This is a genomic window from Streptomyces sp. NPDC051109, from assembly GCF_044455885.1.
Lineage (GTDB): Bacteria > Actinomycetota > Actinomycetes > Streptomycetales > Streptomycetaceae > Streptomyces.
Window position 1 is genome coordinate 620,900 of sequence record NZ_JBITFF010000003.1, and the last position, 15,439, is coordinate 636,338.

At 72.1% G+C, this 15,439-nt stretch carries 14 protein-coding genes; 5 read left to right on the plus strand and 9 right to left on the minus strand.

The features are described from left to right. Positions 1 to 6: 6 nt before the first annotated feature. Positions 7 to 1,290: a geranylgeranyl reductase family protein gene (locus ACIBAD_RS08725; protein ID WP_134072149.1), complete on the minus strand. Its 1,284-nt coding sequence runs from the start codon at positions 1,288 to 1,290 to the stop codon at positions 7 to 9. 98 nt (positions 1,291 to 1,388) lie between these two features. Here ACIBAD_RS08725 and ACIBAD_RS08730 point away from each other — a divergent pair, with 98 nt between their 5' ends. Beyond that, positions 1,389 to 1,952, plus strand: a complete 564-nt coding sequence (locus ACIBAD_RS08730; RefSeq protein WP_398905390.1) for a GNAT family N-acetyltransferase — start codon at positions 1,389 to 1,391, stop codon at positions 1,950 to 1,952. 24 nt (positions 1,953 to 1,976) lie between these two features. Here the strand turns inward: ACIBAD_RS08730 and ACIBAD_RS08735 are convergent, their stop codons facing one another. After that, positions 1,977 to 2,888, minus strand: coding sequence for a glutaminase (locus tag ACIBAD_RS08735; protein WP_208329001.1), 912 nt, complete (start codon positions 2,886 to 2,888; stop codon positions 1,977 to 1,979). Positions 2,889 to 2,894: 6 nt separating this feature from the next. Next, positions 2,895 to 3,590: a demethylmenaquinone methyltransferase gene (locus ACIBAD_RS08740; protein WP_398905393.1), complete on the minus strand. Its 696-nt coding sequence runs from the start codon at positions 3,588 to 3,590 to the stop codon at positions 2,895 to 2,897. A gap of 199 nt (positions 3,591 to 3,789) precedes the next feature. Between ACIBAD_RS08740 and ACIBAD_RS08745 the strand changes: the two genes are divergently transcribed. Both ACIBAD_RS08745 and ACIBAD_RS08750 read left to right on the plus strand, forming a co-directional pair. Next, the gene (locus ACIBAD_RS08745) at positions 3,790 to 4,716 is read left to right on the plus strand and encodes a DUF3152 domain-containing protein (protein ID WP_134072153.1); all 927 of its coding nucleotides are present in this window, start codon (positions 3,790 to 3,792) and stop codon (positions 4,714 to 4,716) included. A gap of 50 nt (positions 4,717 to 4,766) precedes the next feature. After that, complete coding sequence (locus ACIBAD_RS08750) at positions 4,767 to 5,078, plus strand: helix-turn-helix transcriptional regulator (protein ID WP_166682054.1); 312 nt, start codon at positions 4,767 to 4,769, stop codon at positions 5,076 to 5,078. On the opposite strand, the gene ACIBAD_RS08755 is transcribed toward ACIBAD_RS08750, so the two are convergent. The 5 genes from ACIBAD_RS08755 to ACIBAD_RS08775 all read right to left on the minus strand — a co-directional run bounded on the left by ACIBAD_RS08755 (position 5,044) and on the right by ACIBAD_RS08775 (position 10,815). After that, entirely contained in the window at positions 5,044 to 5,685 is a 642-nt protein-coding gene (locus ACIBAD_RS08755) for an imidazolonepropionase-like domain-containing protein (protein WP_134072155.1), read from the minus strand. The two genes, ACIBAD_RS08750 and ACIBAD_RS08755, sit on opposite strands and share 35 nt — an antisense overlap. 7 nt (positions 5,686 to 5,692) lie before the next feature. Further along, positions 5,693 to 6,892, minus strand: coding sequence for a cyclic dehypoxanthinyl futalosine synthase (mqnC, locus tag ACIBAD_RS08760; RefSeq protein WP_385580429.1), 1,200 nt, complete (start codon positions 6,890 to 6,892; stop codon positions 5,693 to 5,695). 72 nt (positions 6,893 to 6,964) lie between these two features. Next, positions 6,965 to 8,752 carry a serine/threonine-protein kinase gene (locus ACIBAD_RS08765; RefSeq protein WP_398905396.1) on the minus strand — a complete coding sequence of 596 codons (1,788 nt, stop codon included), beginning with the start codon at positions 8,750 to 8,752 and terminating at the stop codon, positions 6,965 to 6,967. 111 nt (positions 8,753 to 8,863) lie between these two features. Further along, positions 8,864 to 9,712: an MBL fold metallo-hydrolase gene (locus ACIBAD_RS08770; RefSeq protein ID WP_134072161.1), complete on the minus strand. Its 849-nt coding sequence runs from the start codon at positions 9,710 to 9,712 to the stop codon at positions 8,864 to 8,866. 239 nt (positions 9,713 to 9,951) lie between these two features. Next, positions 9,952 to 10,815: a menaquinone biosynthesis protein gene (locus ACIBAD_RS08775; protein WP_134072163.1), complete on the minus strand. Its 864-nt coding sequence runs from the start codon at positions 10,813 to 10,815 to the stop codon at positions 9,952 to 9,954. Positions 10,816 to 11,052: 237 nt separating this feature from the next. Between ACIBAD_RS08775 and ACIBAD_RS08780 the strand changes: the two genes are divergently transcribed. Beyond that, complete coding sequence (locus ACIBAD_RS08780; protein WP_030162033.1) at positions 11,053 to 11,256, plus strand: cold-shock protein; 204 nt, start codon at positions 11,053 to 11,055, stop codon at positions 11,254 to 11,256. Between the two features lie 186 nt (positions 11,257 to 11,442). Here the strand turns inward: ACIBAD_RS08780 and ACIBAD_RS08785 are convergent, their stop codons facing one another. Next, positions 11,443 to 13,131, minus strand: coding sequence for a hypothetical protein (locus ACIBAD_RS08785; protein WP_398905400.1), 1,689 nt, complete (start codon positions 13,129 to 13,131; stop codon positions 11,443 to 11,445). 284 nt (positions 13,132 to 13,415) lie between these two features. Between ACIBAD_RS08785 and ACIBAD_RS08790 the strand changes: the two genes are divergently transcribed. Continuing rightward, positions 13,416 to 13,892, plus strand: coding sequence for an SRPBCC domain-containing protein (locus tag ACIBAD_RS08790; protein WP_134072165.1), 477 nt, complete (start codon positions 13,416 to 13,418; stop codon positions 13,890 to 13,892). Positions 13,893 to 15,439: the final 1,547 nt, after the last annotated feature.

Consider the following 15,439-nt stretch of genomic DNA (forward strand, 5'->3'; position numbering starts at 1 on the left):
CGCGACTCAGGCCTTGGGGGCCACCTTCGAGAGGCCGTTGATGATGCGGTCCATCGCGTCGCCGCCCGCCGGGTCGGTGAGGTTGGCCAGCATCTTCAGCGTGAACCGCATCAGCACCGGGTGCGTCAGCCCGCGCTGCGCGGCGACCTTCATGACCTTCGGGTTGCCGATCAGCTTCACGAAGGCGCGGCCCAGCGAGTAGTACCCGCCGTACGTCTCCTTGAGCACCTTGGGGTAGCTGTGCAGCGCCAGCTCGCGCTGCGCCGGGGTGGCCCGGGCGTGCGCCTGCACGATGACGTCGGCGGCGATCTGACCGGATTCCATCGCGTACGCGATGCCCTCGCCGTTGAACGGGTTGACGAGCCCGCCCGCGTCGCCGACCAGCAGCAGGCCCTTGGTGTAGTGCGGCTGCCGGTTGAAGGCCATCGGCAGGGCCGCGCCGCGGATCGGCTGCGTCATGTTCTCGGGGGTGTAGCCCCAGTCCTCCGGCATGGACGCGCACCAGGCCTTGAGGACCTCGCGCCAGTCCAGCTCCCGGAAGGCGGAGGAGGAGTTGAGGATGCCGAGGCCGACGTTGGACGTGCCGTCGCCCATGCCGAAGATCCAGCCGTAGCCGGGCAGCAGCCGGTCCTGCGCACCGCGCCGGTCCCACAGCTCCAGCCAGGACTCCAGGTAGTCGTCGTCGTGCCGGGGCGAGGTGAAGTACGTACGGACGGCGACGCCCATCGGGCGGTCCTCGCGGCGGTGCAGGCCCATCGCGAGGGACAGCCGCGAGGAGTTGCCGTCGGCGGCGACCACGAGCGGGGCGCTGAAGCTGACCGGGGTCTTCTCCTCGCCCAGCTTCGCCTGCACGCCGGTGATGTGGCCGGTGCGGGGGTCGCGGACGGGCTCGCCGACGTTGCAGCGCTCGTACAGCCGGGCGCCGGCCTTCTGGGCCTGCCGGGCCAGGGTCTCGTCGAAGTCGTCGCGCTTGCGGACGAGTCCGTAGTCCGGGAAGGAGGCGAGATCCGGCCAGTCCAGCTGGAGCCGCTGGCCGCCGCCGATGATCCGCAGGCCCTTGTTGCGGAGCCAGCCGGCCTCTTCGGAGACGTCGATGCCCATCGCCACCAGCTGCTTGGTGGCGCGCGGGGTCAGACCGTCACCGCAGACCTTCTCGCGCGGGAACGCCGTCTTCTCCAGCAGCAGGACGTCGAGTCCGGCCTTGGCGAGGTAGTAGGCGGTGGTCGAGCCGGCGGGCCCGGCCCCGACGACGATCACATCCGCGGAGTGTTCGGAGAGGGGCTCGGTCACTGCGGGGTCTCCCGAAGGCTCGATAAGGGGTGCCCAACGGCACGGGACATGTGCAGTCTATGCAGCGAGAGAGATCACGAACCCGAAGGGCTGCCCCGATGACCGCTTCGCCCACGTCGCCCACCTCGCCCGCGTCGCCCACCCCGCCCGCCTCGCTCCCCGCCGTGCGGCTGCGCGTGCCGACCGACGAGGACGCACGGGCCTGGCACGAGGCCTTCGACGACCCCGACGTCATGGAGTTCCTCGGCGGCCCCGCCGAGCTGTCCCTGTACGAGGAGTTCACGGCGCGCCAGCGGATGCACGACGCACAGCTCGGCTTCTGCCTGTGGACGCTGCTGGACGCGCAGGGCGCGGTGATCGGCTTCACCGGCGCGCAGCCGTGGCCGCAGGAGAAGGCGTGGGGCCCGGTCGGCGAGATCGAGATCGGCTGGCGCCTGGGCCGCTCCGCGTGGGGCAAGGGCTACGCGTACGCCGCGGCCCTGGCCACGCTGGAGCGGGTGCGCGCGGCCGGGATCGGACACGTGGTGGCGATGATCAACGACGAGAACCGCCGCTCGATCGCGGTGGCGGAACGCCTGGGCATGACCCTGGCGGACCGCTTCCTGCTCCCCGACGGCGTCCGCTACGGCCGCCGCTACGTCCTGGCGCTCGGTCCCGAGTAGCCCCGGCGGACGGAGTCCGGCGGGTCAGAAGACGGACAGTCCGGTCAGCGTCGTGAAGCGGTCCAGGGCGGCCACGCCCGCAACGGAGTTGCCGTGCGGGTCCAGGCCCGGTGACCAGACGGCCAGGGTGCACACGCCCGGGACCACCGCCACGATGCCGCCGCCCACACCGCTCTTGCCGGGGAGGCCGACGCGGTACGCGAACTCGCCTGCCGCGTCGTACGTCCCGCAGGTCAGCATCACCGCGTTGACCTGCTTGGCCTCGCTCCGCGTCAGCAGCCGCGAGCCGTCGGCCCGCAGCCCGTGCCGGGCCAGGAACCGCGCGGCCCGCGCCAGGTCGGCACAGGTCATCTCGATGGAGCACTGCCAGAAGTAGTGGTCCAGCAGGGCCGGCACGGGGTTGTCGATGTTCCCGTACGAGGCCATGAAGTGCGCCAGCGCGGCGTTGCGGTCGCCGTGCTCGTGCTCCGAGGCCGCCACCTCCGCGTCGAAGCCGAGCTCCGGGTTGCCGCTCTCCTCCTGGAGGAACTTCAGCAGCTCGCTGCTCGCGTCGCCCGTCAGCGTCTGCAGCCGGTCCGTGACCACCAGCGCGCCCGCGTTGATGAACGGATTGCGCGGAACGCCGTTCTCGTACTCCAGCTGCACCAGGGAGTTGAACGGGTTGCCCGACGGCTCCCGGCCGACCCGCTCCCACAGGCTGTCGCCGCCCTCGGCCAGCGCCAGGGCCAGCGCGAAGACCTTGGTGATCGACTGGGCCGAGAACGGAACCTTCCAGTCCCCCACCCCGAAGACGTTCCCGTCGAGATCGGCGACGGCCATCCCGAACTGCCCCGGATCCACGGACGCGAGCGCCGGGATGTACTCGGCGGGCGTTCCGCTGCCCAGCAAGGGGGCGACGTCCGCCGCTATCCGCTCCAGGAGGGCCTGGTAGTCCACGGCCCGCTACGCCGTCTTGACGCCGCGGTGCAGCGCCACGATGCCGCCGCTCAGGTTCCGCCACGCCACCTTGGACCAGCCGGCCTTCTGCAGCAGCGCGGCCAGCGCCGGCTGGTCCGGCCACTCGCGGATCGACTCGGCGAGGTACACGTACGCGTCGGGGTTGGAGGAGACCGCGCGGGCCACCGGCGGCAGCGCCCGCATCAGGTACTCCATGTAGACCGTCCGGAAGGGGGCCCAGGTGGGCTGCGAGAACTCGCAGATCACGACCTGCCCGCCCGGCTTGGTCACCCGGTACAGCTCCCGCAGCGCCGCGTCCGTGTCCTGCACGTTGCGCAGCCCGAAGGAGATCGTCACCGTGTCGAAGACGTCGTCCTGGAACGGCAGCCTCGTCGCGTCGCCCGCGGTCATCGGCAGCCAGGAGTGCCGCTTCTTGCCCTCGCGGAGCATCCCGAGCGAGAAGTCGCAGGGGACGACGTACGCGCCCGTCGCGGCGAACGGCAGCGAGGAGGTCGCGGTTCCGGCGGCCAGGTCCAGCACCTTGTGTCCGGGGCGCGCTCCGACCGCCTTGGCGACCTCCTTGCGCCACAGGCGGGCCTGCCCGAGGGAGAGGACGTCGTTGGTGAGATCGTAGTTCGCCGCCACACCGTCGAACATGGAGGCTACTTCGTGCGGCTGCTTGTCCAGGGAAGCGCGGGTCACTGGCGTTGGCCCCTCAGGTGCGGTGCGGTACGGGTGGGCGGATACCAGGCCATTCTCGCAGGCGGCACCCGGCCCCACCGCCGGGGGCACAACTGGCCCGATGGACAGTTACGCGGAGCCCAGGCGTCCGCGTTGACTGGCGGGTATGGCCTGAAGAAGGCCTACCGAAACACGATATTCACGAACAAAGGGCTCCACGATGCCGGCAGGCAAACCCACCGGTCACGGTCAACGCTCCCGCCTCGGCCCCCGCGCACAGCGGCGGGCCGAGCGGCGCAAGCGGCTCCGCCGCACGCTCCTCGGAACGGCCGCGGCGGTCACCGTCGCCGCGACCGCGTACGCGGTCGTGCCGCTGGACGACGCCTCCTCCGCGTCCGACTCCGTGGCCGCTTCGCCGTCCGGTACGCCCGGTGCCGCCTCCGGTGAGCCCGGCCGGGTTCCCGCCGCCGCGGCCGCCTCCCCCTCGGTCCCGGCCGGGTCCCCCGCGGCCGGGGAGCCCTCCGCCGACGCGTCGAAACCGAGCGGCGGTGCCGCCGGCGGCCCGGCCGCCGGCAAGACCCCCCAGTCAGGCTCGGGCACCTTCGCGGCCTCCTCCCACTCGGGGCAGCCGCAGGGCAAGGGGCCCTCCCGCAAGTGGCGGATCGAGGTGGAGGAGGGCAGCGGGGTCGACGCGAACGCCGCCGCGCAGTCCGTGGAGAAGATCCTCGGGGACCCGCGCGGCTGGATCAAGGACCCCGCGTACGGCTTCCAGCTCGTCGGGGCCGGCCAGCCCGTGGACTTCACCGTGAAGATCGCCACACCCACGACCACCGACCGGCTGTGCGAGGTGGTCACCCCCGAGCTCATCGGCGAGACGAACTGCCGGGCCGGGCACACGGTCGTGGTGAACCTCAAGCGCTGGCTGGAGGGATCCCCGCAGTTCAAGGGGGCTGTGGAGGAGTACCGGGCACTGATCGTCAACCACGAGGTCGGCCACGAGCTGGGCCACGACCACGAGACCTGCCCGGGCCCCGGAAAGCCCGCTCCGGCGATGATGCAGCAGATCAAGGGGCTGCTCGGCTGCAAGGCCAACGCCTGGCCGTTCGACGGAAATGGAACCTACCTGTCAGGACCACCCGTCCCATAGGGCAGAGGGAGCGGCCGCCGGCCGCCGGCCAGGGACGAGGAGCGGAAACCGTGCGCGTCGTGAACTTCAGCGTCCCTGTGTGGTTCCCGCCCCGTGCGAGGGAGAGAGCGCGGCGGGACGAGGTGCAGCTCACCGAGCAGGAGTCGGCCGTGTTCCTGTGCCTGGCGACCGGCGCGTCCAACGCGGAGCTGGCCGGCGAGCTCCAACTCTCCGTCAGTACGGTCAAGTTCCACGTGCACAACATAAGAGCGAAGCTGGGCGGCATCAGCCGCCTCCAAGCCTGCCTGCTGGCCGCCCTGGCCCGCGAATCCGCAAGGCCCAAGCCGGTCAGCGGCGGCGGTGCAGCAGCCGTCCCCCGATGACCGTGGCCACACAGGTGGTCGCGCCCTGCGCGAGCAGCTCCGCCGGTCCGGGCACGGCGAACACCGCGAAACGGGCCGGGGCGTCCGCGTCGAGGACCCCGTGGAAGGCCTCCTCGGCCGACCCGCGCCCGGCGAACGGGTCCAGCGAGGGTTCCCCGCCGACCGCCGGGGGCAGGAGCGTCAGCCCCGAGCGGACCACCGCCGTCCGTACCGCCGGGACCGTGAGCCGCCCGGCCACCGCCACCACCCCGCGGGCCAGCAGCTTCTGCGTGGCCCGCCGGGCGCTGTTGCCCCAGCGGGCCTCCGTCAGCTTGAGGTCGGCCAGCGCCTCGGCCCCGCTGATCGGGTCGGCCCCGAGCTCGGCGGTCTCGTACGGGTCGTCCGGGTAGTACGTCCGCTCCAGCAGCGCGTCCGCCCCGCGCACCAGCAGCCCCGGGGTCAGCACCCCGGGCCAGCGCCGGATCCGCGCGTGCGGCCAGGCCGCGGCGAGCTCCTCGTACGGGCCGACCCGGGCGATCCGGTCGCCCTCGACCAGGACCGCCCCGCCGGGCAGCGGCGCGCGGCCCGCCCCCGGGACGAGGAGGTCGGCGGTGTGAAGCGTCAGCACGGGCCGGTCAGTTCGTGGAGATGAGCTTCAGCTCGGGGTGCGCGGTACCGCCCTCGATCGCCGTGGACGAGATGTGCGAGACCACGCGGTCGTCGACCGGGTCGTTCGCCGGGTCGTCGTGGACGAGCAGGTGCTCGTACGTGGTCGCGCGCTGCGCCGGGACGCGGCCCGCCTTGCGGATCAGGTCGATGATCTCCTGGCGGTTCGACCGGTGCTTGGCACCCGCCGAGGAGACGACGTTCTCCTCCAGCATGATCGAGCCGAGGTCGTCCGCGCCGTAGTGCAGCGAGAGCTGGCCCGCCTCCTTGCCGACGGTCAGCCAGGAGCCCTGGATGTGGGCGATGTTGTCGAGGAAGAGCCGCGCGATCGCGATCATGCGCAGGTACTCGAAGACCGTCGCCTGGGTCCGGCCCTTGAGGTGGTTGTTCTCGGGCTGGTACGTGTACGGGATGAAGGCGCGGAAGCCGCCGGTGCGGTCCTGCGTGTCCCGGATCATCGCGATGTGCTCGATGCGCTCGGCGTTGGTCTCGCCGGTGCCCATCAGCATCGTGGAGGTGGACTCCACGCCCAGCTTGTGGGCGATCTCCATGATCTCCAGCCAGCGCTCGCCGGACTCCTTCAGCGGGGCGATCGCCTTGCGCGGCCGCTCCGGCAGGAGTTCGGCGCCGGCGCCCGCGAAGGAGTCGAGGCCGGCCGCGTGGATGCGGCGGATGGCCTCCTCGGCGCTCACGCCGGAGATCCGGGCCATGTGGTCGACCTCGGAGGCGCCGAGGGAGTGGATGACCAGCTGCGGGAACGCCTTCTTGATGGCGGAGAAGTGCTCCTCGTAGTACTCCACGCCGTAGTCCGGGTGGTGTCCGCCCTGGAACATGATCTGCGTGCCGCCGAGCTCGACGGTCTCCGCGCAGCGGCGCAGGATGTCGTCGAGGTCGCGGGACCAGCCCTTCTTGGTGTCCTTCGGGGCCGCGTAGAAGGCGCAGAACTTGCACGCCGTGACGCACACGTTCGTGTAGTTGATGTTGCGCTCGATGATGTACGTCGCGATGTGCTCCGTGCCGGCGTAGCGGCGGCGGCGCGCCGCGTCGGCCGCCTGGCCGAGCGCGTGCAGCGGGGCGTGCCGGTAGAGGTCGAGCGCCTCTTCCTTGGTGATCCGGCCCCCAGCGGCGGCGCGGTCGAGGACAGACTGGAGAGCGGCCTGGTCGGTCACCGGTGCGTCACCTTTCGGCGGTGTCAAGAGGTACGGACCGATCCAGCGTACGCCAGGGCCCGTCGGCGGGTTTCAGGGGATGCGGGTCAGGTCGCCTTCGGGGTTTCCGGCCGGTCCGTCGCCCGACTTGTAGTGGAGCGTCCCGTTGGCGTTGAGGGTGAAGCGCTCGTCGGCGGAGCCGTTGGAGCAGATCCCGGGCGCCGGGTTGGGGCCGCCCGCCGTGTCCAGGACGAGTGAGCGGTCGGTGGCGGAGGCCAGCTTCCAGTCGCCGCTGCAATCCGTGCCGAAGAGCGGCAGGACCGACTTGTCCCGCCCGACGATCTCGCCGACCCTGCCGGCCTTGATCGTGATCTCGAACTCGCTGGAGACACCGGCGCGGGCGGTGGTGACCGTCCCCTTCCAGGTGCCCGTCAGCTCCTTGGGGACGTCGCCCCGGGTGCCGGTCGGCGCGCCCGCCGAGGGCTTGGCCGTCGAGGGCGTGCCGGAGGGGGTTGCCGACTCCCTGGGGGCCGGGGTGCCGGAGGCCGCCGCCGAAGGGGGCGTGGCGGCGGCGTCGCCGGACGCGTGGTGGTCGGTGTCGCCTCCGCTGCCCGGGAGCAGCCCCAGCCCGTAGAGCCCGCCGCCGGACAGCACGGCCAGGACGGCCGCCGCCGCGAGGACCAGCGAGCAGCTGAACCGCCGCCCGGCCGCGTTGAAGGTGACCTGGCGCGCCTGGTCGGGGGAGGTCCGCGGCTGCGGCACCCCGCCCCCCGCGGTCTCGGTGGGGCTGTGCACCGCGCCGGTCGGCGGCGGCCCGTAGGGCCCGTACGAGGGGCCCGCCCCTCCGGCGCCGGACGCGGCGGCGTTCCCGTACGAGGGGTCCGGCGCCCCGAAACCGACCGCGGGTCCCCCGTATGAGGAGGCGGTGAACGGCACCGGCCCGGACGCGGATTCGCCGACGGGCGCCGCGGAACCCTCCGCGGGGCCCACGGGCGCGGCCTCCAGGTCCAGCAGGGCCATGGCGGCGCGGCTGGCCTCCTCCACCACGGGGGCGGGAAGCCAGCCGGGGGCGCACAGGGCGCCGGCGAGCGCCTCCGCGATCTCCGCCGGGGCGGGCCGGTCGGCGGCCGCCTTGGCCAGGCAGGCCGCGATCAGCTCGCGCAGCCCGCCGGCCGGGACGGCGTCGAGGTCCGGCGGCTCGTGGACCACCTTGTAGAGGAGCGTCGCCGAGTTGTCCCCGGTGAACGGCGGCCGCCCGGTCGCCGCGAAGGCCAGCACGGCGCCGAGCGAGAACACGTCGGCGGCCCCGGTGATCCCCTTGCCGAGGATCTGCTCGGGGGACATGTAGCCGGGGGAGCCGATCGAGACGCCGGTGGAGGTCAGCGAGGCGGTCCCGTCGGTGGCCCGGGCGATCCCGAAGTCGATGAGCCGGGGGCCGTCGAGGGTCAGCATCACGTTCGACGGCTTCACGTCCCGGTGGACGAGGCCCAGCCCGTGCACGGCCGCCAGCGCCCGGGCCAGGCCTTCGCCGACGGCCCGTACGGAGGCCTCCGGAAGGGGGCCGTGCGCGGCCACCGCACCGCCGAGCGAGGGGCCCGCCACGTACCCGGTGGCCACCCACGGCACCGCCGCCTCCGGGTCCGCGTCCAGCACGGGTGCGGTCCACTCGCCGCCGACCCGGCGCGCGGCCTCGACCTCGCGGCGGAAGCGGGCGCGGAACTCCTCGTCGGAGGCGAAGTGGGGGTGCACGATCTTGACGGCGACCGTCCGGCCGCCGGCGCTGCGGCCGAGGTAGACCCGCCCCATGCCGCCCGAGCCGAGTCGGCCGAGCAGCCGGTAGGCGCCGATGGTCCGCGGTTCGCCGGCTTCGAGCGGCTGCATCGCGTCCCCCTCCCCCGTGGTCCCTGTGGACGTCGCGCCTGTTGGCGTCGTGCCAGCAGAACCTTAGGGGCTGATCACGGTGGTGCGCCGCGGGTTGGGGCCATCGCGCGGTCAGGTCGGCGAGACGGGGACCGACCCCCCGGGGGCGGGGGCGGCCGGTCCGCCGGGCTCGAACCCGGCGAGCATCCGCTCCAGCGCCTGCTGGTCGGGGCCGACGAAGGGGTCGATGCCCGCCGCGAGGGCGGCCGTCTCGACCATCCGGCCGGTGATCCCGACGGCGGGCGGCAGGTGCGTGGACGCCACGATCTCCGGGGCCATCTCCCGCAGCGGCGCGACCGTGGCGAGGTAGCGGTCGCGGTCCACGATGTGCACCCACGGGCTGTCCACGGAGGCCCACAGGAGCTGGGCGGCCCGCAGGTCCTCGGCTCCGACCGCCGCGGCGTCGCCGCCGGCCGCGGTCTCCGCGCTGGGCATGGGTGCGCCGAAGCAGTCCGAGCTGAAGCAGGCCCGCGAGCGGTCGTCGTAGAAGCCGACGGTCGCGGGGTTGTCGAAGAGGGGCGGCCGGAAGGCGGCCAGCGAGCGGTCGCCGACGTCGAGGGACTGGCCGGGGTTCAGCAGGAACACCCGGTCCATGGGCAGCGGCCGCTCGCAGGACATCTCCCCGGCGCCGAGGAAGGTGGTCACGAGCCTCGCGCGGGGGGCGGCGTCCAGCAGGGCGAACAGTCCGCCGGTGTGGTCCCGATCGGGGTGGCTCAGCCAGATCCACCGGACGTCGGCGGGGTCGATCGCCTCGCCCAGCACTTCGAGGAAGTCGCGGTCGGGCAGACCGAGTCCGGTGTCGACGACGACGGGTTCGCGGGCGTGCAGGACGTACGCGTTGATCGGGACGAAGCCGATCCCGGGCACTTCGAGGCTGTCTCCGAGGACCGTGATGTCCGGGGCGATCTTGCGGTTCGTCATGGCGGCACTCCCATGGCCCCCTGGCATGAGGAACGCTCGCGGCCGCCGAGGAGAGGACCCCCTCCTCCCCATGGTGGCCCGGCCGGGGCGGCCCCGCACGTGCGCGGGCCCCCGAATCGGACTCTCCGCATTCCGTTCGGGTGGTCCGGAAAGCGAAAAGAGGGGGAATTCCCGGGAAATGGCATATACCGCGCGAGCGGAACCCCGGCTACCGCCCGGTAAACCGATCCCGGAAGCGATCAGCAGTGCGCGCCGTCCCCGTTCAGCAGCTCCACCTCGACATCGGAGGCATAGCCCGTACTCGATCCCGTACGCCGGGCGAATTCCCTTACGCCGGCCAACTGTTCGGGCCCGAAGCGGAAGTCGAGGGTCGTGAAGTACCGCTCCAGGAGATCGGCGTCGAAGGCCTCCCAGCGGGCCGCCTGCTCGGCGACCTTGGCGACCTCCTCCAGGGAGAGGTCGCGCGAGTCGAGGAAGGCCTCGTGCACCTTCCGCACGACGAGCGGCTCACGGGCGAGGTAGTCCTTGCGGGCGGCCCAGACGGCGAAGACGAACGGCAGCCCGGTCCACTCCTTCCACATCAGCCCCAGGTCGTGCACGTCGAGGCCGAGCCGGGGCGCGTCGTGCAGCGAGGCGCGCAGCGCGGCGTCCCCGATCAGCACCGCCGCGTCCGCCTCCTGCATCATCAGGCCCAGGTCGGGCGGGCAGGTGTAGTAGTCCGGCTGGACCCCGTACCGCTCGGAAAGCAGCAGCTGGGCGAGGCGTACGGACGTGCGCGAGGTCGAGCCGAGGGCGACCCGCGCCCCGTCCAGCTGCTCCAGCGGCACCTGCGAGACGATCACGCAGGACATGACCGGACCGTCACAGCCCACCGCGAGATCGGGGAACGCGACGAGCTGGTCGGCGTTGCGGAGGAACTCCACGAGTGTGATCGGACCCATGTCGAGCTCCCCCTGTACGAGGCGCTCGCTGAGCTTCTCGGGGGTGTCCTTGGTCAGCTCCAGGTCCAGCAGCGTGCCGGTTCTGGCCAGTCCCCAGTAGAGCGGAAGGCAGTTCAGGAACTGAATGTGGCCGACGCGGGGCCGGCTGCGATAGACGTCCACATCGCGAGACTAGCCCCCGGGTCCGCGTCAGCCTTCGGGCGGGCCTCAAACGTCCGGGTGACGTGATCTTTCCCTCTGGTCTCCGCCACAGGGTGCGTGCTAGGCTCGTCGCAAGTTGCAGTTTGGTTTCCCTTGCAGTACGAGGCCTGCGGAGAATGTGACCCGCAGGCTTTTGTAGTTTTCAGACTTCTTAGCAGGTTCTGGAGCAGGGCGACCCTTTGGCCCATAGGAGGGCTCATGGCTACCGGAACCGTGAAGTGGTTCAACGCTGAAAAGGGCTTCGGCTTCATCGCCCAGGACGGCGGCGGCCCGGATGTCTTCGTCCACTACTCCGCGATCAACGCCTCTGGCTTCCGCTCCCTCGAGGAGAACCAGATGGTGAACTTCGACGTCACGCAGGGTCCGAAGGGCCCGCAGGCGGAGAACGTCACCCCGGCCTAGTCGCCTGGGCCAACCTAATCGCGGTTGGATAGCAGTACCCAAGGAGCCCTGCCTCCTCCGTGCGAGCGGAGGTGGCGGGGCTCCTGCCTTTGTACGAGGGCCCGTGCGGGCCCCGACGCGGACCGCCCCGGTCACCGTGTGCACGGTGACCGGGGCGGTCCGCGTCGGGGGAAGGTCGCGGAAGGCTTACGACGTCGGCGGCGTCGTCGTCGGGGCCGCCGTGATCTTCAGGTCCAGGATCAGGACCACGCCGTCCTTCGTGATCAGGCGCAGGTGGTACGTGCCCGCAGCGACGTCCGCCGTGAACAGCTCCGGCAGCGCGATCTTGCCGTCGGCTCCGGTCGGGGCCAGGAGCAGGCTCGTCACCTTGGCGCCGTCCTTGTCCTTGAACCACGGGCCCTTGGACTTCGCCGGGTCCACCGGGACCCACGCGCCGGCTTCGTCCTTCTCGACCAGACCGGCCGTGACCTGCGTACCCTCCGCGGCCTTGCCCTGCGCCGTGGCCGTGACCTCCAGCCCCTTGAGGCTCTTGCCCGCCTCGACCTCCAGCGGCTTGTCCGCACCGGCGTCGGTCCGGGCCAGCTTGTCCGCGACCGGGGCCGGCTTCGCCGTGACCGTGCCGGTGAAGTTCACCGTCAGCTGCGCCTCGGTGTTGTACGCCGCCACCCGCAGGGTGAAACCGCCCGACTTGGCCCCGGCCTTCAGGCCGGGCAGGGCCGCGATGCCCTCGGAGTCGGTGTCGACCACGAGGAAGGTCTTGCCCTCGGTGCCGATGAAGGAGCCCGTGGTGTCGTCCTTGAGCTCGAACAGGATGGGCTTCGCGGCGGCCGGCTTGCCGTCGCTGAGCACCGCCTTGATCCGCGGCACCGCCGTGAACGCGGCCCCGGCCTCGGCCTTGAGCTCCGGGCTGCCGAGCAGCTCCAGCTTGGCCAGGCTCGGCGTCGGCGTGGGCTTCTGCGGCTCCTCCGGCTTCGGCTTGGGCGTCGGAGTCGGAGTCGGGGTCGGGGTGGGCGTGGGCTTGGGCGTCGGGGTGGGAGTCGGGGTCGGGGTCGGCCTCGGCGTGGGCAGCGTCGTCGTGGGCGGCGTCGGGAAGTTCCCCGCGGGCGGGTTCGGCACCCCGGCGACACCGTTCTGGTACTGGTGCATGTACCCGAGCACCGTGTTCACGTACTCGCGGGAGTTGTTGTAGCTGAGGATCGCCCGGTCGAGCTGCGCCTGGTCCGAGAGGTTCCGGTCGCCCGCGCACAGGTAGAGGCCCGCGCCCAGCGCCGCGTCGTAGATGTTGTTCGGGTCGCGCTTGGAGTCGCCGTTGCCGTCGGCGCCCCAGGTGGCCCAGGTGGACGGGATGAACTGGAGCGGGCCGACGGCGCGGTCGTAGACGGCGTCCCCGTCGAACTCGCCCTTGTCGGTGTCCTTGATCTCGGCGAAGCCGTTGCCGTCGAGGCGCGGGCCGCGGATCGGCTTCTCGGTGTAGCCGTCGGCCTTCAGCCCGTAGCCCGAGGCGTGGACGGACTCGACGCGGCCGATGCCGGCGAGCAGCTGCCACGGCAGCTTGCAGCCGGGCAGCGCGGCGCCCACGGCGATCTCGGCGCGCTTGTAGGCGTCGAGGGCGGTCGCGGGTATGCCGCTGGCCCCCTCCCCGGCACCCGCACCCGCGGTGGGCGGTACGGCCGGGTCGGCGAGCGGGTCGGGCAGGTCGAGGCGGGCATCGCCGCGGTCGGTCGCCTGGGGGCTGTCCGGGGTGGGCTCGGACTCGCCCGCGTCGGCGGTGGACGTGTTGGTCACCACGGCGGCGGTCGTCAGGCTGGCCGCGAGCGCGGCCGTGCACAGGACCTTGCGCGAGGTGTTGACGAGGTGACGGTGAAGCGGCTTCACAGTGCGGCGATCCCCCCAAGGCGGCCGACAAGGTATACGGCGGGTCGAGCCGTGGATATCCACTGTCTATCAGGTATTCGGACACGACTCACCGGTGCCCCGGCAGATGTGACACACCATTCGTCTCGGCTTCACCGGGTCCTCACGGCCGTTCGCTCACAGGACATCGATCCGTGCCGGAAAGGTTCCGAAGGCACCCTTTTCGGAAGCTGATTGCGCGGAACCGGAAGTCCTGACGCGCCGCGCACCGGAGACGGCGCCGGCCGGACCTACGGTGGGGTGCCATGGACACCACCGAGCCGGTCCGCGTCCCCGACCTGTCGGACCGCCCCCACCAGCTGACCGTAGAGCGGTCGATGATCGCCACCGAGCACACCCTCTACGCCGGGTGGACCGAGGAGTTCGACCGCTGGTTCGCCGCGCCGGGCTCGGTCCTGATGCGGGCCGAGGTGAACGCGCCGTTCTTCTTCGAGACGGAGTTCACGCCGGAACCGGGGGCCCCGGCGACCAGGCACCCCCACTACGGGCGCTTCCTGCGCCTGGTCCCGAACCGGCTGGTGGAGCTGACCTGGGTGACGGGCCGGGGCGGCACGGAGGGCGCCGAGACGGTGGTCACCGTGGAGCTCCTCCCGCACCCGATCGGCACCCATGTGCGGCTGACGCACGCGGGGTTCCACGACGAGGCCGCCCGGGACCGGCACGAGTCGGCCTGGCAGCAGATCCTGGTACAGCAGGACGAGGTGCTGACCGGGTCGGAGTGAGGGGGGAGGCGGGGGAGGAAGGCGGGGGCCAGCGGGGGGAGGCGGGGGCCAGCGGGGAGTAGGGCCCGGGGGAAGGGTGGGGGGGAAGGGTCGGGAGGAGGGGGCCGGGGGAAGGGTCGGGACGCATGAAGTCCCCTGTGTTCCTGGGCGGGGTCACCGGGGGCGGAGCTGCGGCCTGGTGGGGTCAGTGGGAGTCCGGGGGTTTCCCGGCAGTCCACTGTCCTTCCGTGTCGGTCCGGGCCGTCAAGGGCGCTCCCTGCGGTCGCGTCGCTTCGCGATGGCCTTCGGCCACCCTTGACCGCCCGGCCCGCCCCGGAATGCCATAAGACTGCCGGGAAGCCCCGAAGGAACGGTCAGGGGGACAGTTGCGCATTCAGCTCCCTCAAGGATGCCGCTCTCCCGTTCCCGTTCAGCAGCACCCAGCCCCATCAGGACCGATCAGCGACCGGGGGCGCTGGGGCGCGCCCGATCGCTACGCGCTTCGCACGGCTTGGCGTCCGACGACCGCCTGTGGCTGGACATAAGCCGCCCACGACCGGCCCAGAGACCCCTCGACCTGCGACAGCAGACCATTTGCCCCTTTTGGACGCCCATTCAGCCCCATCAAGCCCCCTGGCGGAGTGGAAGGTTGAGAAATCCAGCACCAGGCTCCCTCCCGCCCCCTTTCCGCCCCAAAGAGCCCCAACAAGCCCCAACAAGCCCCACAGAGAGCCCAAATAGTCCGCAGACAGCCCGCAAGACAGCCCGCAGACAGTCCGCAGGCGCCCGAGGGCTCGCCCACGGATGTCGTCTGGCACCCTCCACGGCCCGCAGGCGCCCGAGGGCACTCCCATGGATGTCGTCTGGCGCCCTCCACGGCCCGCAGACGCCCGAGGGGCCGCCCACGGACGTCGTCCTCGCGCCCGCCACGGCCCGCAGACGCCCGAGGGCTTGCCCACGGACGACGCCTGGCGCCCGCCACCGGCCCGTAGACGCCCGAGGGTTCGCCCATGGACTTCGTCTCGCGCCCTCCACCAGCCCGCAGGCGCCCGAGGGCTTGCCCACGGACGTCGTCTGGCGTCCTCCACCGGCCCGCAGACGCCCGAGGGCTCGCCCATGGATGTCGTCTGGCGCCCGCCACCAGCCTGCAGACGCCCGAGGGGCCGCCCACAGGCGTCGTCTGGCGTCATCCACGGCCTGCAGACGCCCGAGGGCTCGCCCACGGACGTCGTCCGCCAGCCTCCACGGCCCGCAGACGCTCGCAGGCCGCTGACCTGCTGCGCGTGGGCGGCCTATGTCCAGCCCCAGGCGGTCGCCGGACGCTATGCCGAGAGAAGCGCGTAGCGATTTGACGCGCCCTGGAGCCCCATCGTCATCTCATCGGCCTGTGGTGCGGGTTGGTCCTACCCGCGCCCCATCCCCCGGGCGGCCTTAGTGGTCCGGGTACGGACGGGAGCCGGAGGCACCGATGCCCATCTCCGATGCGGCCGCTCCTGGTCGGTAAACCTCCCGGCCATTCCTTCGGGGGCTTCCCGGCAGTCTTATGGCATTCCGGGGCGGGGCGGTCA